The sequence below is a fragment of the Microbacterium sp. EB106-03-03-XG65 genome (assembly GCF_058791955.1).
Window position 1 is genome coordinate 211105 of sequence record NZ_JBYTEB010000001.1, and the last position, 20173, is coordinate 231277.

Annotated in this window: 21 protein-coding genes; 8 read left to right on the forward strand and 13 right to left on the reverse strand. The window is 68.6% G+C overall.

Annotation, left to right across the window (positions count from 1 at the left end):
• Positions 1-6 precede the first annotated feature (6 nt).
• The 6 genes from AC3WS6_RS00950 to AC3WS6_RS00975 all read right to left on the reverse strand — a co-directional run bounded on the left by AC3WS6_RS00950 (position 7) and on the right by AC3WS6_RS00975 (position 4728).
• A complete protein-coding gene (locus tag AC3WS6_RS00950; protein ID WP_492499213.1) occupies positions 7-1704 on the reverse strand; it encodes a long-chain-fatty-acid--CoA ligase in 1698 nt (565 codons plus the stop codon).
• 62 nt (positions 1705-1766) lie between these two features.
• Positions 1767-2219, reverse strand: coding sequence for a hypothetical protein (locus tag AC3WS6_RS00955; protein ID WP_492499214.1), 453 nt, complete (start codon positions 2217-2219; stop codon positions 1767-1769).
• Between the two features lie 14 nt (positions 2220-2233).
• Positions 2234-2605, reverse strand: a complete 372-nt coding sequence (locus AC3WS6_RS00960; RefSeq protein WP_492499215.1) for a hypothetical protein — start codon at positions 2603-2605, stop codon at positions 2234-2236.
• A gap of 86 nt (positions 2606-2691) precedes the next feature.
• The gene (locus AC3WS6_RS00965; protein ID WP_492499216.1) at positions 2692-4104 is read right to left on the reverse strand and encodes an endonuclease toxin domain-containing protein; all 1413 of its coding nucleotides are present in this window, start codon (positions 4102-4104) and stop codon (positions 2692-2694) included.
• A gap of 4 nt (positions 4105-4108) precedes the next feature.
• Positions 4109-4390, reverse strand: coding sequence for a WXG100 family type VII secretion target (locus AC3WS6_RS00970; protein ID WP_492499217.1), 282 nt, complete (start codon positions 4388-4390; stop codon positions 4109-4111).
• Positions 4390-4728 (reverse strand): WXG100 family type VII secretion target, encoded by a 339-nt coding sequence (locus AC3WS6_RS00975; RefSeq protein WP_492499218.1) that lies wholly within the window; start codon positions 4726-4728, stop codon positions 4390-4392. Before AC3WS6_RS00975 ends, AC3WS6_RS00970 begins: the two co-directional genes overlap by 1 nt.
• Positions 4729-4957: 229 nt before the next feature.
• On the opposite strand from AC3WS6_RS00975, the gene AC3WS6_RS00980 reads away from it, so the two are divergent.
• On the forward strand, positions 4958-5602 hold the full coding sequence (locus AC3WS6_RS00980) for a Pr6Pr family membrane protein (protein WP_492499219.1): 645 nt from the start codon (positions 4958-4960) through the stop codon (positions 5600-5602).
• 42 nt (positions 5603-5644) lie between these two features.
• Here AC3WS6_RS00980 and AC3WS6_RS00985 read toward each other — a convergent pair whose 3' ends face one another.
• A complete protein-coding gene (locus AC3WS6_RS00985; RefSeq protein ID WP_492499220.1) occupies positions 5645-7108 on the reverse strand; it encodes a flavin monoamine oxidase family protein in 1464 nt (487 codons plus the stop codon).
• 173 nt (positions 7109-7281) lie between these two features.
• Between AC3WS6_RS00985 and AC3WS6_RS00990 the strand changes: the two genes are divergently transcribed.
• Positions 7282-7617, forward strand: coding sequence for a hypothetical protein (locus tag AC3WS6_RS00990; RefSeq protein ID WP_492499221.1), 336 nt, complete (start codon positions 7282-7284; stop codon positions 7615-7617).
• A 32-nt stretch (positions 7618-7649) separates the two neighbouring features.
• Here the strand turns inward: AC3WS6_RS00990 and AC3WS6_RS00995 are convergent, their stop codons facing one another.
• The 4 genes from AC3WS6_RS00995 to dnaK are packed head-to-tail and all read right to left on the reverse strand — an operon-like array spanning position 7650 to position 11627.
• Positions 7650-8081, reverse strand: coding sequence for a heat shock protein transcriptional repressor HspR (locus AC3WS6_RS00995; RefSeq protein WP_492499222.1), 432 nt, complete (start codon positions 8079-8081; stop codon positions 7650-7652).
• 42 nt (positions 8082-8123) lie between these two features.
• Positions 8124-9113: a DnaJ C-terminal domain-containing protein gene (locus AC3WS6_RS01000; RefSeq protein WP_492499223.1), complete on the reverse strand. Its 990-nt coding sequence runs from the start codon at positions 9111-9113 to the stop codon at positions 8124-8126.
• A 7-nt stretch (positions 9114-9120) separates the two neighbouring features.
• Entirely contained in the window at positions 9121-9762 is a 642-nt protein-coding gene (locus AC3WS6_RS01005; RefSeq protein ID WP_492499224.1) for a nucleotide exchange factor GrpE, read from the reverse strand.
• A 2-nt stretch (positions 9763-9764) separates the two neighbouring features.
• Positions 9765-11627, reverse strand: a complete 1863-nt coding sequence (dnaK, locus tag AC3WS6_RS01010) for a molecular chaperone DnaK (RefSeq protein ID WP_492499225.1) — start codon at positions 11625-11627, stop codon at positions 9765-9767.
• A gap of 335 nt (positions 11628-11962) precedes the next feature.
• Between dnaK and AC3WS6_RS01015 the strand changes: the two genes are divergently transcribed.
• Positions 11963-12892, forward strand: a complete 930-nt coding sequence (locus tag AC3WS6_RS01015; RefSeq protein ID WP_492499226.1) for an NAD(P)/FAD-dependent oxidoreductase — start codon at positions 11963-11965, stop codon at positions 12890-12892.
• Between the two features lie 25 nt (positions 12893-12917).
• Positions 12918-13619, forward strand: coding sequence for a hypothetical protein (locus AC3WS6_RS01020; RefSeq protein ID WP_492499227.1), 702 nt, complete (start codon positions 12918-12920; stop codon positions 13617-13619).
• Positions 13620-13656: 37 nt separating this feature from the next.
• On the opposite strand, the gene AC3WS6_RS01025 is transcribed toward AC3WS6_RS01020, so the two are convergent.
• Positions 13657-14118: a DUF3817 domain-containing protein gene (locus AC3WS6_RS01025; protein ID WP_492499228.1), complete on the reverse strand. Its 462-nt coding sequence runs from the start codon at positions 14116-14118 to the stop codon at positions 13657-13659.
• Positions 14119-14188: 70 nt separating this feature from the next.
• Between AC3WS6_RS01025 and AC3WS6_RS01030 the strand changes: the two genes are divergently transcribed.
• Positions 14189-15106 (forward strand): helix-turn-helix domain-containing protein, encoded by a 918-nt coding sequence (locus AC3WS6_RS01030; RefSeq protein WP_492499229.1) that lies wholly within the window; start codon positions 14189-14191, stop codon positions 15104-15106.
• A 176-nt stretch (positions 15107-15282) separates the two neighbouring features.
• On the opposite strand, the gene AC3WS6_RS01035 is transcribed toward AC3WS6_RS01030, so the two are convergent.
• Positions 15283-16485: an MFS transporter gene (locus tag AC3WS6_RS01035; protein WP_492499230.1), complete on the reverse strand. Its 1203-nt coding sequence runs from the start codon at positions 16483-16485 to the stop codon at positions 15283-15285.
• A 296-nt stretch (positions 16486-16781) separates the two neighbouring features.
• Between AC3WS6_RS01035 and AC3WS6_RS01040 the strand changes: the two genes are divergently transcribed.
• From AC3WS6_RS01040 to AC3WS6_RS01050, 3 genes are all read left to right on the forward strand, one after another.
• Positions 16782-17684 carry a serine protein kinase RIO gene (locus AC3WS6_RS01040; protein ID WP_492499231.1) on the forward strand — a complete coding sequence of 301 codons (903 nt, stop codon included), beginning with the start codon at positions 16782-16784 and terminating at the stop codon, positions 17682-17684.
• Positions 17685-17759: 75 nt separating this feature from the next.
• Entirely contained in the window at positions 17760-19187 is a 1428-nt protein-coding gene (locus tag AC3WS6_RS01045; RefSeq protein WP_492499232.1) for an MFS transporter, read from the forward strand.
• A 30-nt stretch (positions 19188-19217) separates the two neighbouring features.
• Complete coding sequence (locus AC3WS6_RS01050; RefSeq protein ID WP_492499233.1) at positions 19218-20171, forward strand: cation diffusion facilitator family transporter; 954 nt, start codon at positions 19218-19220, stop codon at positions 20169-20171.
• Positions 20172-20173 lie beyond the last annotated feature (2 nt).

Here is a 20173-nt window from a genome sequence, read left to right on the forward strand (position 1 = left end):
GCCCGTTCAGTCGGCCAGCATCCGATCCCTCACCTGACGGCGGAGCACCTTGCCGATCAGGGAACGGGGCAGCTCGTCGACGACGGTGATGCGCTTCGGGACCTTGTAGGGAGTGAGCCGCATACGGCAGAAGTCACGCAGCGCGCCGGGATCGAGCGTGGCTCCCTCGCGCACCACGATCGCGGCGGCGATCTCCTCTCCCCCGCTCGCCCGCGGGAGGCCGACGACCGCGGCCGCCAGCACATCCGGATGCGCCTCGAGGGCGTCCTCGACCTCGCTCGGCGACACGTTGAAACCGCCGGTGATGATGAGCTCCTTGAGGCGATCGACGATCGTGACGAAGCCGTCGACCGAGACCTCGGCGATGTCGCCCGTGCGCAGCCACCCGTCCGCGAGCAGGACGTCGGCGGTGTCGCCGGCTCGACGCCAGTACCCGTGGAAGACCTGCGGACCGCGGATGAGCAGTTCACCGCGCTCGCCGACGGGGAGATCGACATCGGTGTCGGCGGGGTCGACGACACGGATCTCGGTGCTCGGGAAGGGCACCCCGACCGTGCCGGGACGCCGGCTCGTGCCGATTGGATTGCCGAGCGCGACAGGCGAGCTCTCGGTCATGCCGTATCCCTCGACGAGCAGACCGCCGGTGGCCTCCTCCCATCGCTGCACCGTCGCCACGGGAAGGCTCATGGCCCCGGAGATGGCGAAGCGGACGGTCGAGAGGTCGATGGCCCCCCGCGACGCCGCACGAGCGAGCTGGTCGTAGATCGGCGGGACCGCAGGCAGGAACGTGGGCGGACTGGTGCGGGCCGCCTTCGTGACGAGGCCGAGGTCGAACGTCGGGAACAGCACCAGCTTCGCGCCGATGCTCATCGCGAAAGTGAGACACAGTGTCATGCCGTAGGCGTGGAACAGCGGCAGGACGCCGTAGAACGTCTCCTCCCCGTCGACCAGACCCGGCACCCACGCCTGCCCCTGCATCGCATTCGCGCGCAGGTTCGCGTGCGTCAGGACAGCCCCCTTCGGCGTACCCGTGGTCCCGCTCGTGTACTGCAGCAGCGCCGTATCGCCGAGCGCGGGGCCCTCGACCTTGCGCGACAGAGCGCGATGGTCGACGAGCTTCTTCCAGGCCAGTGCGCGCCGCGTCTTCGGTGTGCCCGTCAGCTTCGCCCGAGCTGCGCGGGCCTTCGGGACGGGCAGCCGCAACAGCATCCGCTGAGAGGCCGGCATGGCCTCGGTGAGGTCGACGCTCACGATGTGCTCGACCCGCAGATCCGAGGGGAACTCGGCGATCGTGTCGACCGTCTTGTCCCAGACGATCGCGACCTTGGCTCCGTGGTCCTCGAACTGGTGGCGCAGCTCCCTCGCCGTGTAGAGCGGGTTGTGCTCGACGACGATCGCCCCGAGGCGCAGCGCGGCATAGAAGGCCACGACGTGCTGCGGGCAGTTGGGCAGCACGAGTGCCACCCTGTCACCCTTGTGCACGCCCAGACGCCGCAACCCCTCGGCGGCGCGGAGGATCTGCTCGCCGAGCTCGCGGTAGGTCGTGACCGCCCCGAAGAACTCGAGCGCAGGTCGACGCGCGAACGTCGCGATGCTCGCCGACATCATCTCGGGCAACGTCTGCGTCGGGGCGTCGATCTCGGCGGGCACGCCGTCGGCGTAGGAGTCGAGCCAGGGACGGGAAACGTACGGGGATTCGGACATGACTCCATCCTGCCCGGGTCACCTGTGCCGGTCATCGGGGTTGCGCGGATGCCGCTTCGCCCTCACGCCGTCGCCTTCTTCATCGCCTCCTGCACCACACGGCGGAGCTGTTCCGGGTACTCGTACATGATCGAGAAGCGCTTCTCAAGGATCGGCGTGAATCCACCGCGAGGGCCCTCGTTTCGTTCCGGCGTGATCGTGACTTCCGCGATGTCAGTGTTGTCGTACGACGCCCTCACACTCAGTGTGCGCACGCCTCTCATGTACTGCCCGTATGTGCGCAGTCCCAGCCACTCGAGGAGCTCGCGATCGGGGGGATCGATGCGGAGATTGCGGTTCGGAGGCGGCCTATGGTTGGAGGCATAAAGCGCCGCCACGATCGATGAACCCAGAACTTGCGCGTCAGCCGTACTCGCGATCACCGCGGGTAGCCCGTCCGCGATACTCGCTCCCTCGACCGTCTTCGAGTACGGCTGGACGAAAACACGTCCATCCCTTTGGTGCTCGACACTCACCGAGCGATCTCTCACTATCTCGCCTTCCTCATCGCCTCCTGCACCGCCCGACCGAGCTGCGCAGGATTCTCGTAAGCGACCGAGAAGCGCTCCTCGAGGATCGGCGTGAAACCTCCGCGGGGTCCCTCGTTACGCGACGGAGTGAGCTCCACCTCTCCGATGTGGTCATCGAAGAATGCGAGAACCCCGACATCACGAACCTTCCGCATGTACTGGCCGTACGAACGTAGGCCCAACCATGCCAAGAACTCCCTGTCTGGGGGATCGGTCCGCAGATTGCGGTCGGGCAGAGAGCGCCGATTCGATGCATGTAGCGCCGCCACCAGCGCCTCACCGAGGATCTCAGCATTCTCAAGACTCTCCACGACATCCGGAAGACCGTCCATGATCCTGAATCCCGACTGCGTGAGCGAGTACGGGTGCACGAAGACCCGACCGTCACGCTGAGCGGAAACTTGGAGCGAGTGTTCCCTCACCTGACGACCTCGACTTCAAGCGTTACTCCGGCGCGTTCTGCGTACTCAGCCATATTCGCGAACACTTGCTGCTGAGCTGGTGTTTCGTTGCGTGGTACGCCAATGAGGAGGGCGCGCTCGTGGATCTCCCAATCGAATATCCGGTAGCCGCTGAAGGTGTCGCCCTTGAACCCCGCCACCTTGTCGATGTACCTCTTCACCAAACTCTCCAATCTCGCCGGATTCTGATACGTCTTGGCCGCGAGATCCACCGTCTTGATGCTCGTGGCGATCCCGTCTTTCTTGGCCCATTTGTCGATCGTCGGGAACCCCGGCGGTAGATTTCCGCCCAGCCGGTCCTCGATCGCGAACCCGCGGGGCGAGGGAGGCAGGGGCCAGGGCGAGTTCGAGAGACGGTTCGCGAGGTCGTCGAGCGCCTTGAGCGTGCCGGCGACGGGCGTGACCTCCGCCGCCCGCGGTGTCAGGGTCAGGATCTTGCGCAGGTTGTCGCCGACCGCGTCCGCGCTCTTCCACACGAGCGATGAGCCGGTCAGCGTCGCCATGTTCAGCAGCCGCGAGATGATCAGCGACATGCGCGCGCCCGCTGTGAGCACAGCGCCGTAGGCGGCGCCCTGCATCGCCACTGCCCCGATGCCCGCAGTCGCCGCGGCGGCCAGCCCCGCCGCGACCTCGATCGCGATGATCGAGGCGAACATGAGGTTGACTTCGGTGATCAGCTCGGAGCGCGCCGAGTCGATATGACCGGCGAGGTCGTCGCAGGCGGTCCCGATCGCGCGGCACTGAGCCGCCAGCTCGCTCAGGGTCTCGCCGAGCAGACGGCACACACCGCGCGCGCTCTCGATCTCGGGCGAGTCCTGCTCGTCGAGCGCAGTGATGCCCTGTGAGACGAGCATCCATCCCGCGTCGAGGTCGTCGGCGGCGCGCGCCCACGCCGCACCCATCTCGCGCAGTCGGCCGGGGTCGCCGTCGGGCGAGATGAGCCCGCAGACGTCCTGCAGCCACTCCCATCCGGCGGGCGGATCCGCGATCGCGCCACCCTCGGCACTCGGCAGATCCACCGACATCGGCGCATCGGGCGCGAACGACAGGGTCTCGGGCGGCAGCGCACCGCCACCCGTGACATCGGAGTACGCCTCAGCCTTCGCATGATTGAAGCCCGCCTGCTGCAGCAGTGCGCCCACGCTGACGCTCGCGCGACTGAGCTGGTCGATCGCCTGCACCGTCTGGGGCGCGACGGCGTCGTATGAATCCGCCCAGGCCGTGCCCGCCGGGTCATGACCGGCGACCGCCCCCATGCCCGAGAGCGCGCCGGTGAGCCTCTCTGCCACACGGCGCACGTCGCTCGCCAGATGGTCTCCGAAGGTCTCGGCCGCCGAGGCGTAGGCCGCGGGGTCGACGCAGATCAGCATGCGCTCACCCCCACATCGCGAGGTTCACGGATGCCGCAGACGAATAGTTCGCGTGCGCGCCCTGAAGTACGCGGCGCATCTCGTCGAGGGCCTCGGCCATACGTCGCGCATCATCGCGCCAGTGCTCGTGCGCGCCACCGTGGGCATCCGCCGTCTCACCCGCCCACGCGATGCCCAACCTCGCGGCCGCCGCGTCGGCATCGTCGAGGGCAGCGACGAGGGCGGTGCTGGTGCGCAGGGTGTCGTCGAGCATCTGCTCGGGCCGCGCGACGTGGAACGCGAACATCAGCGAGCTCCCATCAGGCGTGCGAACACTGCACTGACGTCGGGCACCGCCGCGTCCGACACCTGCGCATTGGACTCCTCGGTCACGATGAGATCGTGGGTCGCACCCCTCATCGCCTCGACGAGATCGTGTAGCTCGGCAGCTCCGCCGGTCGCCGCGTCGAACCATCGCTCGAACGCCGCACGGAACTGCACGGCGGCGGACCCTGTCCAGCCGGATGCGAGGAAATCGTCCATATCCCGCTGCGCGCCCGCGAGACGCTCGTCGATACGGTCGGCGATGTCGTCGAGGCGGCCCGCCTCGCTGGCGAGAGCGCCGAAGTCCCCCCGGATGATCATGTGGTGACGCTAGCAGTCAGATCGTCGACGTATGACGACACACCTGATCGTATGCCGGTGTTCTCGTAGGGCGGCCTCCACGACCTTCCATCTGCTGAATGCGGGCCGCCTCGGAGCCTCTGCCAGCAGGCTTCCGTAGACTCGCCGGATGGCGCGGTCCGGATGGCGGGGTCCGGACGCCAGCATCCACGCGAAAGGATCCACACAGACGGAAGGGGATTGAGAGACGGTGAAGGCACGATCAGCGTTCGGCGTGCTGCGCCTGGTCACAGCCACCGTCTGCACCGTGGCTCTCGTCCACCGCCTGTTCTGGGGCCTGAGTTCGCGCACGATCGCGGGCGAGAACTTCTTCGCCTACCTGACCGTGCAGTCGAACTGCGCCCTCGTCGTCGTGCTGCTCATCGGCGCGGTGCTCGCGTTCATGCGCGCCACAGACCCGCGCTGGTTCACCGTCGCGCTCGCTCTGGTGCTCACCTGGACCATCACAGCGGGCCTGGCGTTCGCGCTGATCGTGTGGCAGGCGGGCTTGCGCGGCATCCGTGTCGACGTGCCGTGGTCCGATCAGGTGCTCCACTTCTGGCTGCCGGCCTGCACCGCTCTCGCCTGGGTGCTCACCCCGGGACACCGCGGAGTCCCCTGGTGGGTGGTTCCCACCGCACTCGCCTTCCCGCTCGCGTGGGGTGGCGTCACGCTGTGGCGAGGCCCGTCCGTGGGCTGGTACCCCTACTACTTCCTCGACCCGCGACAGGTGTCGGGTCCGCCGGAGTTCCTGATCACCAGCGGCATCGCCCTCGCGATCTTCGCGCTCGTCGCGACGGTGATCGTCCTCGTCAGCCGGATGCGACGGCGCGGCCGCTCACGCCCTGAGGTGTGACGCGATCGGCGCCGAGCGCCCGATCACCGCCGAGCGCGCGACTCAGTCGGAGGGTACTCGGAACGGCGCCAGCGAAGCGATCGCCGCCGCCAACGCCTTCTGATCGTCGAGCTCGGCGAAGTCTGCGGCGGCATCTCCCCCGACGATCCCGACGAGGATGTTCTCGCCCGTCGTGGGCGCCAGGTCGACCCACGTGCGGATCATCGCGTCGCCGCCGACGACGTGCCAGATCGACGGTTCGGGTGCAGTCTCTGCCTCACCGGTCTCCTCACCGCCGTCTCCGGCCTCGGGTTCCCCGGTGCCGGCGTCGGCATCAGCGTCCGCATCGGCCCCGGTGTCCGTCGCGGCGAACAACGGCTCCTCGAAGCGGAGCCACACGGTCTCGATGCGCCCCATGCCCAGTTCGGCGATCGCGCCACGATGACTGAAGGGCAGGGCGGGGGCGAACACGAGCCCCTCGCTCTTCAGCACGCCGAGCGGCACCGTGATCAGCACGCGGTCGAACGAGAGGGATTCGCCCGAGGCGATGCCGAGGCTCACCCCCGCCTCGTCATAGGCGACGCGGCTGACCGGCGACGACAGGCTCAGCCGTGCACCCTCGAGCATGCCCTCGATGACAGGGGTGAGATCGCCCAGGGTCGCGGTGACCTCGTCGGGCGGAAGCAGCGGGGGGAACCAGGTCGACACGTCTGCGGCATCGGCGCCGGACCATGCCGTGATCGTGGCGAGCAGGGCGGCGAGCCCCGGCTCGGACGGGTCGGCGCCCGCTGCGGTCAGCGCCTCCTGCAGCGAGGAATCGGTCAACCCCTGCTGGGCACCGGCGATCGCGGCTTCGACCGGCTCGGTCGTCACCGGTGCGACGTCGCCGTCTGCCGACCGCCAGAGCGCACCCGAGATCGGCGCCGTACGCACGTCGAGCCCGTCGAGCGCCTCGAGGAGCACCCCGTCCGACGTTCCGAGCAACCAGCCGCCCAGCTGTGCGGGAATCGGCCAGGTGCGGTCGTCGACCACCGAGTGAACGCGCCCGCCCACGCGATCCCGCGCCTCGAAGACCGTGACCTCCAGACCGTCGGAGACCAGACGCGACGCAGCGGCGGCACCTGCGAGCCCTGCTCCGATGACCGCGACACGCTCGCCGTCATCGGCTGCCCGGCGCAGCAGTTCCGCGGCGCGTTCTCCCGAGCGCAGCGCGGCGGCCATGGTTCCCGGAGTCTCGGCGTCGGTCGCCTCCCCCGCGATGAACAAGCGGTCGTCGACGGGTTCGGCGAGCGCATCGCGCGCCGCTGCCTGGATGCCGACCGGCGTGAAGCTCGCGGCCCCGAGCGAGAACGGGTCGTTCGACCAGGAGCTGCGCGCGAAGGCCGCGGGGGTGATGCTGTCGACGGTCGGCGTCGGCGCGGGCGAGCGGTCGGGCGTGGGCGACGGCGCCGGCTCGGGCGTGCAGGAGGCCAGAAGGACTCCCACGACACCGGCTCCGGCGCCGATCAGCAGTGTGCGACGCGTCATCCTCATCGTGTCGCAACGATACCGCGCGTGGATGGCCGACGGATGCGGCGACCTCTCCTGCACCGAAGCGGATCATGCGCCGACTGCCTTCGGTCCCGCGTGATTCTGTGCGTTCTCTCGACGGCCGATGGCGCAACACTGCCATTCTGGCGCGACGCGCACAGGATGGAGCCATGGCGATGAACGACCCTCAGATCTGGACACTCATCGGCGTATTCGGTGCCGCACTTCTGGGCGGGTTCTCGCTCGTGACGACGCACTTCGGCAGGGTGCTGCGGGCGGAGATCGGTCGTGTCGAGGGCACACTCTCCGGCAAGATCGAGGCCCTCGACGGCAGACTCAGCGGCAAGATCGAGGCACTCGACCACCGGCTCTCCGGCCAGATCGAGGCACTCGACCACCGACTCTCCGGCCAGATCGAGGCACTCGACGTGAAACTGTCCGGTCGCATCGACACCCTCGACGAAGAGGTCTCCGATATCGCGACCCGGTTCTTCGGCACGTCGTAGCGGGTTCGCCGAGGACCGGCGGCCGGGGGCGCTCAGCCCCGGCCGCTCCCCGGGCGCCAGAGCACGACCTCGGCCGATCTGCGAAGTCGGCGTCCCCCAGGCATCGGAATGACGCCGGCCGAACCTGCGGCGAAGACGCGGGCTCCTGGGCGGTTGTCTCGTTCGGCGCGCAGAGCGGCGTCGAGTTCGGCGACGCGGCGCTGCAGCATCCGGTTCTCGTCTTCGAGGTCGAGCAGACGCGCGATGGCCGGAAGGCTCATGCCCTCGGAGGAGAGCTGTGCGACCTCACGCAACTGCTCGATGTTGCGGGTGGAGTAGCGCCGCGAGCCACCGGAGGTGCGACCGGGTACCACCAGGCCGATGCGGTCGTACTGACGCAGCGTCTGCGGGTGCATCCCGGCGAGCTGCGCTGCGACCGCGATCGCGAACACCGGGGTGTCGGAGTCCATGTGCTGATCAGCCATGCCCCTCACCTCCGGTGTTCGCGGTCGTCGTCATCATCATCGTCACCGACGCGCTTTCGCCATCAGGTCGGCGCGCGGGTTCTCTGCAGGCTCGAGGGACTGGAACTTCTCCAGCGCCTCACGTGCCGCGTCATCGAGGTGCGCAGGCACCGCGATCTGCAGCTCGGCGAGCAGGTCGCCGGTGCCCTTCGAGGTGGTGACCCCACGCCCCTTGACGCGCAGGACGCGTCCGGACGGCGTGCCGGGCGCGACCCGGAGCTTGACCGTGTCGCCACTCAGTGTCGGCACTTCGATGGTCGCGCCGAGTGCCGCCTCGGTGAAGGTCACCGGCACGACCACTCGCAGATTCAGCCCTTCTCTGGTGAAGACCGGATGCGGTCGCACCGCGATCTGCACCACGACGTCTCCGCGCTCTCCTCCGTCGGGCGAGGGGCGCCCGCGTCCGCGGAGCCTGATCTTCTGACCGTCGGCGACACCGGCGGGGATCTTCACCTTGAACGGCTTGCCGTCGTCGCCTTGCAGGCTGATGGTCTCACCCTGCACGGCGGTGGCGAAGTCGAGCGTGGTGCGGGCCGTGACGTCGGCCCCCTTCTGTGGGCCGCCGAATCCGCGGAATCCGCCCGAGGTCTGCCCGAAGCGGCCGGAGCCGAACGAGCCGCCCTGTCCCTGGTTGAACATCGCGAAGATGTCCTCGAAGTCGGCGGACTGCTGCTGGCCGCGCCCCTGCTGCCCGAACCGGCTGAAGACGTCTTCGAAGCCGCCCGCGCCCGCGCCGCCCGCCGTGAAGCGAGCGCCTGAGCCCATCGCGCGGATCTCGTCGTACTCCTTGCGCTGTTCTGCGTCGGAGAGCACCGAGTAGGCCTCGCTGATCTCCTTGAACTTCGCCTCCGCCTTCTCGTCACCCTGATTTGAATCGGGGTGATACTTGCGAGCGAGCTTGCGGTACGTCTTCTTGAGATCGGCGTCGCTGACGTCCTTCGAGACCCCGAGGGTCTTGTAGAAGTCCTTGTCGAACCAGTCCTGGCTAGCCATCGATCACCTACTCTGCGGGTACGGCGACGACGACCTTCGCAGGACGCAGCTCGACATCACCGAGGCGGTAGCCCACCTCGACGACCTCGAGCACCGTGGTCTTGTCGACGCCCGGGGTGGGCTGCTGGAAGATCGCCTCATGGCGCTGCGGGTCGAATTCCTCGCCCTTCTCACCGTACGAGACGACGCCGAGGCGCTCCACCACCGTGCGCACCTTGCCTGCGATCACGGCGAAGGGAGTGCCCTCGACGAGGTCGCCGTGCTGCGCGGCGCGGTCGAGATCGTCGAGCACGGGGATGAGGCCCTTCGCGGCCTCGCCCTTCGCGCGCTCGATCTCGACCTGACGCTGCTCCTCGGTGCGGCGGCGGTAGTTGGCGTACTCGGCCTGGAGACGCTTGAGGTCGTTCAGCAGCGTCGACTCCAGGTCGGCGAGCACAGCATCCTCTGCTGCGGCCTCGCCGGTCTGGGTGGCGCCGAGAATGTCGTCGACCGTCAGATCGTCGGGGGCGCCGTCGACCGGCGTCTCGTCGGATCCTTCGGCGGCCGCGGCCTCGCGCGAGTCGGGGTTCTGCGGCGCGGGGCCGGATGCATGAGCATCCGACCCCTCGCTGCGAACCTCGTCGTCACCTTCGAAGTTCTTGTCCGTCATGATTACTTCTTCTCGTCCTCGTCGTCGACGACCTCGGCGTCGATGACGTCCTCGTCAGAGGAGGTGTCATCGGCCGGAGCCTCGCCCGCGGCGTCGGCGCTCGGGGCGCCCTCAGCCTGGGACTGTGCGTAGATGGCCTCGCCGATCTTGCCCTGCGACTGGTTCAGCTTGTCGAACGCGGTCTTCACGGCCTCGTCGTCTTCGCCGGCCAGAGCCGTCTTCAGAGCGTCGACGTCGGCCTTGACCTCGGTCTTGACGTCTTCGGGCAGCTTGTCGTCGTTCTCGGTGATCAGCTTGTCGATCGAGTACGCGAGCGTCTCGGCCTGGTTGCGGACCTCGGCGGCCTCGCGGCGTGCCTTGTCTTCGGCCGCGTGCTCCTCGGCCTCGCGCACCATGCGCTCGATGTCCTCCTTCGACAGCGACGAGCCGCCGGAGATGACGATCGACTTCTCGGTGCCCGTGCCCTTGTCCTTCGCGGACACGTGCACGATGCCGTTGGCGTCGATGTCGAACGTGACCTCGATCTGCGGGATGCCCCGGGGAGCCGGGGCGATTCCGGTGAGCTCGAAGGTTCCGAGCGGCTTGTTGTCGCGAGTGAAGTCGCGCTCGCCCTGGAAGACCTGGATCGCGACGGACGGCTGGTTGTCGTCTGCCGTGGTGAAGGTCTCGCTGCGCTTGGTCGGGATGGCCGTGTTGCGCTCGATGAGCTTGGTCATCATGCCACCCTTCGTCTCGATGCCGAGGCTGAGGGGCGTGACGTCGATGAGCAGCACGTCCTTGCGCTCACCCTTAAGGACACCGGCCTGGAGGGCTGCGCCCACGGCGACGACCTCATCGGGGTTGACGCCCTTGTTCGCTTCCTTGCCGGTCTCGCGCTTCACGAGCTCGGCGACGGCCGGCATACGGGTCGATCCACCCACGAGCACGATGTGATCGATGTCGGCGACCTTGATGCCGGCTTCGCGGATGACGTCCTCGAACGGCTTCTTGGTGCGGTCGAGCAGGTCCTTGGTGAGGTCCTCGAACTTCGCGCGGGTGATGGTCTCGGAGAGCGAGACGGGGCCCGACTCCGTCAGCGACAGGTAGGGCAGGTTGATGCTGGTCGAGGTCGAGGAGGAGAGCTCCTTCTTGGCCTGCTCCGCCGCCTCCTTGAGACGCTGCAGGGCGATCTTGTCACCCGAGACGTCGACGCCGGTGGTCTCCTTGAACTGCTTGATCAGGTGGTCGACGAGGCGCTGGTCCCAGTCATCACCGCCGAGGCGGTTGTCGCCCGCGGTGGAGCGCACCTGGATGGTCGAGAAGTCGTCGTCCTTGCCCACCTCGAGCAGCGAGACGTCGAACGTTCCGCCACCGAGGTCGAAGACCAGGATGAGCTCGTCTTCCTTGCCCTTGTCGAGGCCGTAGGCCAGAGCTGCGGCGGTGGGCTCGTTGATGATGCGCAGCACGTTGAGGCCCGCGATCTCACCGGCCTCCTTGGTGGCCTGACGCTCGGCGTCGTTGAAGTACGCGGGGACCGTGATGACGGCATCCGTCACCGTGTCGCCCAGGTAGGACTCGGCGTCGCGCTTGAGCTTCTGGAGGATGCGCGCGGAGATCTCCTGCGGCGTCCACTTCTTGCCGTCGACGTCGAACGTCCAGTCGGTGCCCATGTGGCGCTTGACGGATGCGATGGTGCGGTCGACGTTCGTGACGGCCTGGCGCTTCGCGGTCTCGCCGACGAGCACCTCGCCGTCCTTCGTGAACGCGACGACCGAGGGGGTCGTGCGGAAGCCCTCGGCATTGGCGATGACCTTCGGCTCGCCACCCTCGAGGACACTGACGACGGAGTTCGTCGTACCGAGGTCGATTCCAACAGCACGTGCCATGTGATTCTCCTTTGTTGCTGAGGTTGATGTGGGTCTGGAAATCCGGGGCGATCAGGGAAACCTGAGTCGCGATGACTCAACTGTACTCCGACCTCCGGATGCTGTCAAACAAAGTTGATATGAATCGGCTCAACTTTGGCCGACGGGGCTGAGCACGAATCCGCATCGCGCGCGTCGCGTCGTGACCGCCTGGTTAGGTGACCCTCACTCAAGACGTGGCACACTGGACTCAGCGGAGACCCGCTCGCCCGACGAGCGCCCGCCGGCGGCGTCGCCAGGATCGGCGCTTCCGCGTCGAGCGCACGGCCGACATCGCCCTTCGCCGAGGAGTGCGCATGACTGACACGGATGCCTACGACGTGCTCGTGATCGGGGGCGGCCCGGCAGGACTCTCGGCCGCTCTGAATCTGGGGCGGTCGCTCATGCGGGTGCTGGTGGTCGACGCCGATCGCCCCCGCAATGCGGCCACGCTCAACTCGCACGGCTTCCTGACACGAGACGGCGTCGCACCGCACGAGCTGCGTCGGATGGCACGCGACGAGCTCGCGGCCTACCCGAACATCGAGGTACGCACGCGCGTGCGGGTGCTCGAGCTCGCGCAGCAGGGCGCGGTCTTCACCGCGTCGATCGGGCGCAGAGAGCCGACAGACACGGTCACCGCCCGCTCGGTGCTGCTCGCGACAGGTCTGCGAGAGACGCTGCCCGAGGTGCCGAACCTCCGCGGCTTCTACGGCATCAGCCTGTTCAGCTGCGCGGCCTGCGATGCCTGGGAGATGCGCGGCCGCCGACTCGCGCTGATCGGCGAGACACCGGACATCACCGACCGCGCCCGGCTGATCTCACGCTGGACCGACGACCTCACGGTGTTCACGCTCGGGGCAGACGTCGTCTCGGCCGCAGACGAGGCCGAGCTCGCCGCCTCCGGTGTCGCTGTGCTGCGGCATGCGATCGCCGAACTCGTGGGCGATCGCGGGCACCTCGAGGCGATCCGTCTGATCGACGGCACCGAGGTCGAGGTCGAGGGCGGTTTCGTGCGGCCCGAGTGGCAGACCGATCTGTCGTTCCTGCGAGGCTTCGCCCCCTCCGTCGATGCAGACGGGCACCTCGTCACCGATCGCTCGGGACGCACCGACGTGCAGGGCCTCTACGCCGCGGGAGACGCGGCGATCCCCGGGCCGCAGCAGCTGATCGTCGCAGCCGGTGCGGGAGCACGGGTCGCGTCGGTGATGGTGCAGGATGCCGCCGGGGTCGCCACCGCCCACTGAGCGCCCACTGAGTAGGCTGACGCGCATGACGCGTGTACCGCAGGCCTCCCCGCTGCTCCGCATGACCGCCGTCGCGGTCGTCGCCCTCGCGATGCTCCCGCTGAGCGGATGCGTCTACGCGCAGATTCCGGCGAACGATCCGAGCGGCGACGGGCCGGCTCCGTCGCCCACCACCGGCGAGTCCGACATCCCGACGGACCAGCCCTCCGACGCCCCGGCCGGCGACCTGCCGTCGTCTCTCACCTTCGCCGATGGCGCCGCCCTGCCCTCCACCGCCTACATACAGTGGGGCGACGGCCTCCTCACCGACGAAGGGTGGAAAACCGTCTCGCCCGACGACGGCAACGGGGGCTGGACGTATGGCACCGTCGACGGCACCTGCACGGCGCGATTCTGGCAGGGACTGATCCCCGATGTGCCGACCGTGCCCGGCGACGACAGCGCGAGCTCCGACGCCATGCTCGCCGTCATCCTCGGCGAGACCGACGTCGCGGCCATCTCGACCGCGGCGACGACGAGCGCGTTCAGCTATCAGATCGACGGCAACACCGACGTCGAGAACCGCCGGCTGCTGGGCGAAGACGGGAGCGACCGACGGTGGATCATGGCAGCTCGCGCCTTCACGGCGACCGGCGTCGGGCTCTCCGTGATCGTCGACTGCACGGGCGGCGACGTCGAGGCCACCATGGCCGAGGTCGTCGAGAAGAACGCCGTCATCGTGCAGTGACGCGGCCGCACGGCATCCGCCGCCGACCGCAGTCCGCTCACTTTCCGCCGGGCGGACCCACCAGCAGCAGGATCACATACAGCGCGACGATGCCGACGATGAGCAGCAGAGCGAGCACCCACGGACGACGCAGGAACCATCGCATGAGCCGGTCGTACCAGCGAGCATCCCGCGGGTCCGCCGTCTGCTCGAGACGCCAGTCACCGGCGAGGCGACCGGTGCGGTGCAGCCAGATCTCCATCGGGATCGTCGCGTAGGGCACGATCGCGCTCGCCACTGCGAGAACCGCGACGCCGAGATGCCAGCGCTGATTGAGCGCGACGAGCACGGCGGTCGCCGCGTAGGCGAGGAACACGAACCCGTGGATGCCACCGCCCACCGTCACGACGACGCCCGGCGCGCCTGTGGCACGGGCGATGATCGCCGAGATCAGGATCGTCCAGGTGATCGCCTCGGCGATCGCGAGCACGCGGAACAGGCGGTCGGGTGTGCGGAACACGGGACTCCTCGGGTGGGGGTCCGTCCAGCGTATCCGGAATACCTTTGCACTCCCGGGCGTTGCCGAAGGCATGGTGACCGTCGACTCCGCAGCCCTCGGGCAGGTGCTCGACGCGGTCGACCTCCGCCTCGGCATCGCCCGACGTGTCGCCCTCGCCCCGGGCGGGATCGCGCCGATTCCCTCGGGCGCCGCCACACTCGTCTACATCGCCTCCGGTTCGGTGCACGGGCACCCCCCGCTGAGCACCGGATGCCGCCTCGACGTCGACCGCACGAGCCAACTCGTCGCGGTGGACGACCGACCACCGAGCGCCACCCTCGGCAGCGGTGATGCGTTCCTGACTCTCGGCCGCCGTTCGATCACCCTCGAAGCCGACGACGTGACCGATCTCGTCGTGGTCGACCTGGAGTTCTCCGACAGCGCCTCGATGATCGCCGCGCTTCTTCCCGATCCGATCACCGTCACCTCTTTCGCCGCTCTCGAGCCCGCCGCCGCCGCGCTCGCGGGCAGCATGGGCCCGACCGATCCGACCACGTGCCCGTCGCGTCTGGGCGACCCGCTGATCTGCCGGATGATGGCGAAGACCGTGCTGCTCAGCGTCATCCGCGCCTGGGCGGCGAACGGCTGCGCGCCCGCGGGCTGGCCCTCCGTCTCGAACGACCCGTTCCTCGACCGCGTCGTCGAGGCGATCCACGAGCAGCCGGGACGAGAGTGGACGGTCGAGCGCCTCGCGAGCATCGGAGCGATGTCGCGTTCCGTGTTCGCCGAACGCTTCCGCAGCGCGATCGGCCGCTCGCCCGCCGACTACGTCACCGAAGTGCGCGTCGACGCGGCCAAGCGCATGCTGAGCGCAGGCCGGTCCGTCAGCGCGACCTCCCGCGAGCTGGGCTACGCCTCGGACGAGGGGTTCAGCCGCGCCTTCCGCCGCCGCACGGGCATGACGCCGTCGGCCTGGCGGGCGTCGCAGCTCACCGCCGTCCCGGCCTGAGCCCGCAGCCCCCAGTCTGCAGCCTCCACTACCCCCCCCCCCCCGGCATCCCGCCGGGCACAACTTCGGAGCCCGAACCCGACACACCGCCCGCTGTCACTGCACAGTCGGCGTGTCGAAGGCTCGATCCGAAGCTGTGCCCGGCTGAGGTGAGAAGACGAGGCGACTCGGGCGGCTCAGAGCCGTGCCGCGGCAGTGCTCCGGCGGTTCGACATCCCGAAGAGCACGGCGCCGAGCAGCAGCGCGACGGCGCCCACGACGTAGACGACCTCGACGCTCAGCGTGTCGACCAGCAGTCCGCCCACACCGGCGGCGATCGTGATGGCTCCCTGGAACCCGACGACCACGAGGCTCCCGCCGGCCTCGAGGCGATCGGGCGTGCGGTGGCCGACCCAGGTGTTGATCACGAGCAGCCAGGAAGAGAAGAAGAAGCCCCACACGAGAACCACGACCGCGATGCCGAGCACCGACCCCGACAGGAAGATCATCGACAGCACCGACGCCGCGATCACGAGGGGCGCGAACACCGCGAAGAAGGCGAACGTGCGGTCGATGAAGAACCCGAGCCCGAGGTTGCCGGCGAGGCCGCCGACCCCGAAGAGCGCGAGCAGCAGGATGATCGTCGCCCCGTCGACGTCGGGGATGCGCTCGAGCGCGAGCCGCACGTACGTGTAGGCGAGGAAGTGCCCGAGCACGACGAGCACGTGGCCGATCATGCCGAGACCGATGCCGGGGCGACGCAGGGTGTCGACGAGCAGACGGATGCTCGACGCCTGCTCCGCCGGTACCTGAGGCAGCAGGAATCGCAGCGCCACCGCCAGCAGCACCATGAGCACACCCGCGATCGCGAACACCGTCTGCCAGTCGACGATCTCGCTGAGCATCACTCCGATGGGCACGCCCGCGACGGTCGCGAGCGAGACGCCCGCCGAGGTGAACATGACGCCGCGGCCGAGGTGCGCGGGGCCCGCGAGGCGAGCCGCGACCGTGATCGACATGGCCCAGAACGCGCTGATCGCGGCCCCGAGCAGGAACCGGGCGAGCAGCACGATGATGAGGTTGGGCGCGATCGCCACGATCAGGTTCGACACCGCTGCGGCGAGCGCCATCCAGACGAGCAGCGAGCGGCGGTCGAGGCGAGGGAACATGAGGCCGATCGTCGGGGCGACGATGAGCCCGACGAGAGCGGTGACGGTGACGGTCTGCCCCGCCTGACCCGGCGTCACGCCGAGCGTGTCGGCCATCTCGGTGAGCACGCCGTTGGGCAGGAACTCCGCCGTGACGAGCAGGAAGCCCATCAGCATGAGCACGATGAGCCCGCCGTAGCGGATGCTCTCGGTGCGGGCGGTCGTCACAGGTACGGGCGCGGTCGTCGTCATGATTCCACACTCGCAGCGTTGCGGCCCCTCCGCCCGACGCGGCGTCCACGGCATCCGACCATTCGTCCGGATCGGCTCCGACGTCGTCGCCGGGGGTCTGGACAGCATCCGGTGCGCGCTCTAGGCTCGACGACGCACCGGGGTTCTCCCGGAAGCACCCCGGGTTCCCCCGGAAGGCCAGAGCGAGAGGAGTGGATGACATGAACACCGTCTCTGTCGTGCCCCTCGCCGACATCCTTCCTCTCGAGGCCTCCCTCTCCTGATCTGCGGTGGCCTCCCTCTCTCGGAGCCACACCGTGTCTGATCTCTTCGCTTCTTCGGAAGCATCCTCTTCTCGTCTCTCGACCCGTTCGTCGTCCCCGTCGACCTTCGACGCCTCTCCTTTCGAATCCGTCCCGACCTTCGCCGAGGTCGAACCCCGCGAGGGCCAGCGCTGGACCACCTGGCCGGCGATCACACCGTCTGAGCGCGGGCCGCTGCCCTGGCCGGCGTGGGTGGTGACGGATGCCGGCGCGCTCGACACCGAACTCGGCATCCTGAAGACCGGCAAGGAGGCCGACGTGTTCCTGCTCGAGCGGGCCGTGCCGGATGACCCCTCTCAGCGCACACTGCTGGCCGCCAAGCGATACCGCGACACCGATCACAGCAGCTTCCGCCGCTCGGGCGTCTACACCGAGGGCCGCAGCACCAGGAACACCCGTGACACCCGGGCGCTGGCGAAGAAGAGCGAGTACGGTCGCGCGGTCGCCGCCCTGCAGTGGTCGTTCGCGGAGTTCGATGCGCTCTGCCGCATGTGGCAGCTCGGCGCGCCGGTGCCCTACCCCGTGCAGGTCAACGGCACCGAGCTGCTGATGGAGTTCATCGGCGACGAGTCGGGCGTCGCAGCTCCCCGGCTCGCGGCGGTGCGCAGCGACCGGGCCGAGCTCGCCGATCTGTACGACCAGATCGTCGACCTGATGCGCGTCTTCGCCGCGGCCGGCTTCGCCCACGGCGACCTCTCGGCCTACAACCTGCTCGTGCACGACGGCCGCGTGCGGGTGATCGACCTGCCGCAGATCGTCGACATCATCGCGAACCCGCAGGGCCTCGACCTGCTGCACCGCGACTGCGTCAACATCTGCGACTGGTTCACCCGCCGCCGCGTCGAGCGCGATGCCGAAGAGCTGTTCGCGGAGATGCTCGGAGCGTCGTATGCGTGAAGGGACGAGCGGAGCAGGAACATGCACCCGGCGCGTCGTCACCCTCCGTTCACCCCACGCCGCCAGACTTCGACCATGAGTGATTCCCCGCAGAGCGGCGCGGTTCCCGAGCCCGTGGTGCCCGAGCCCGCGGCGACGGCCAACAGCGGCGCGGTCGGCGTGATCGGCCTCGACCTGCGCGGCGAGACACCGGCCCCGAAGAAGCAGGTCTACTCGTGGGCGCTGTGGGACTGGGCGACGCAGCCCTTCAACACCGTCATCCTGACCTTCATCTTCACGGCGCTGTACCTCACGACCGAGGCGTTCCTGCCGGCGTCGATCGCCGGACTCGACGCGAAGGACCCGATCCGCGAAGCCGCCGAGGCCGACCTCGCCTCGGGCCTCGGACTCGGCTCGACGATCGCCGGGATCGCGATCCTCCTGATCGCCCCGGTGCTCGGCCAGCGAGCGGATGCCGCGGGGCGTCAGAAGCTCTGGCTCGGGATCGGCACCGGCGCGCTCATCGTCTGCATGTTCGGCCTGTGGTTCGTCGAGCCGACCCCGGCGCTGTTCTGGCTCGGCGTCGCTCTGATCTCGGCCGGATCCGTGTTCGGGGAGATCGCGGCGGTCAATTCGAACGCCATGCTCGTCGGCATCGCGAACCCGAAGACCGTCGGCCGCATCTCGGGGCTCGGATGGGGATTCGGCTACATCGGCGGCATCATCGCTCTCGTCCTGGTCGTCGTCTTCTACATGCTCGACTGGTTCGGCCTGCCCGAAGACGGCGGGCTGCCGTTCCGCATCATCGCCGTCGGCTGCGCGATCTGGGCGATCGTCTTCTCCATCCCGATCTTCCTCAACGTGCCGGAGCCGTCGCTCGGCCGTCCCGAGCGCAAGGTCGGGTTCTTCGCGTCGTACGGCCTGCTCGTGAAGGACGTCGCGGGCCTGTACCGCAACCCCGAAACACGTCAGACGTTCTGGTTCCTGCTATCGAGCGCCGTCTTCCGCGACGGGCTCGGCGGCGTCTTCGCCTTCGGAGCCGTCATCGCCAGCCAGGTGTTCGACTTCGCCTTCCTCGACCTGGTGATCTTCGGCATCGCCGCGAACCTCATCGCCGGAGTCTCGACGATCATCGCCGGACGCTACGACGACCGGTTCGGCCCGAAGCGGATCATCCTCGTCTCGCTCGCCTCGATGGTGATCGCCGGTCTCGCCGTGTTCTTCCTGGTGGATGCGGGCACGATCGTCTTCTGGATCGGCGGCCTGGTGCTCTGCGCGTTCGTCGGTCCCGCGCAGGCGGCGTCCCGCTCGTTCCTCGCCCGAATCACACCCGCCGGGCGCGAGGGCGAGATCTTCGGCCTGTATGCCACCACCGGGCGGGCGGCGAGCTGGATGGCCTCCGGCGCGTGGACCCTGCTGATCGTGCTCTCGGGCTCGACCGCCTACGGAATCGTGGGAATCGTGCTCGTGCTGGTCGCCGGGTTCCTGCTGCTGCTGCCGGTGACGGCCACGCAGCGCGCCTGATCGCGGTTCCTGCAGGAGTAGCCTGACCGCGTGACGGTCATCATCGCCTTCCTCGCCAACATCCTCGTCGCCATCGCCAAGACGATCGCCGCGGTGATCACCTCGTCGGCGTCGATGGTGGCGGAGGCCGCGCACTCGTGGGCGGATGCCGGCAACGAGGTGTTCCTGCTCATCGCCGATCGCCGCGGCGCTCGCGCGAAAGACGAGCGGCATCCGCTCGGCTACGGCCGTGCGGCGTTCGTGTGGTCGCTGATCGCCGCTTTCGGGATCTTCACCGCCGGTTCGATCGTGTCGATCATGCACGGGGTGCAGGAGCTCTCGGACACCGGACCGGTCGAAAGCCCCGGTGTCGCGTACACGGTGCTGGGCATCGCGTTCGTGCTCGAGGGCGCGTCGTTCACGCAGGCGATGGTGAAGTCGCGGCGACTCGCCCGTGAAAGGGGATCGTCGACGTGGGACTACGTGCTCGGGACGAGCGACACCACGTTGCGGGCGGTGTTCTTCGAGGACATGGCCGCCCTGATCGGACTCGCGATCGCCGCCGGAGCGATCGCCCTGCACCAGATCACGGGCGTCGCAGCGTGGGATGCGATCGGATCGATCCTCGTGGGTGTGCTGCTCGGTGTCGTGGCGATCATCCTGATCGGGCGCAACATCGCCTTCCTCGTCGGCTCGAACGCCTCTCCGGCGTTGCGCGACCGCGTGGGACGTGCGCTGCTCGGGTCGCCGCAGATCCAGAGGCTCACCTACCTGCACATCGAGTACGTGGGTCCGAACCGCTTGTTCATCGTCGCCGAGGTCGATCTGACGGGTGACGCCCGCGAACACGACGTCGCCCGCAGCCTGCGCGCGATCGAGCAGCAGATCGAGGCGCACCCGGTGGTCGAGACAGTCGTGCTCTCGCTGTCAGTCGACGACGAGGAATCCCTCGAGTTCGGGGTGGACGCAGAGCACCGCGCTGCCTCGGGCGCGCACCAGCCCTGAGT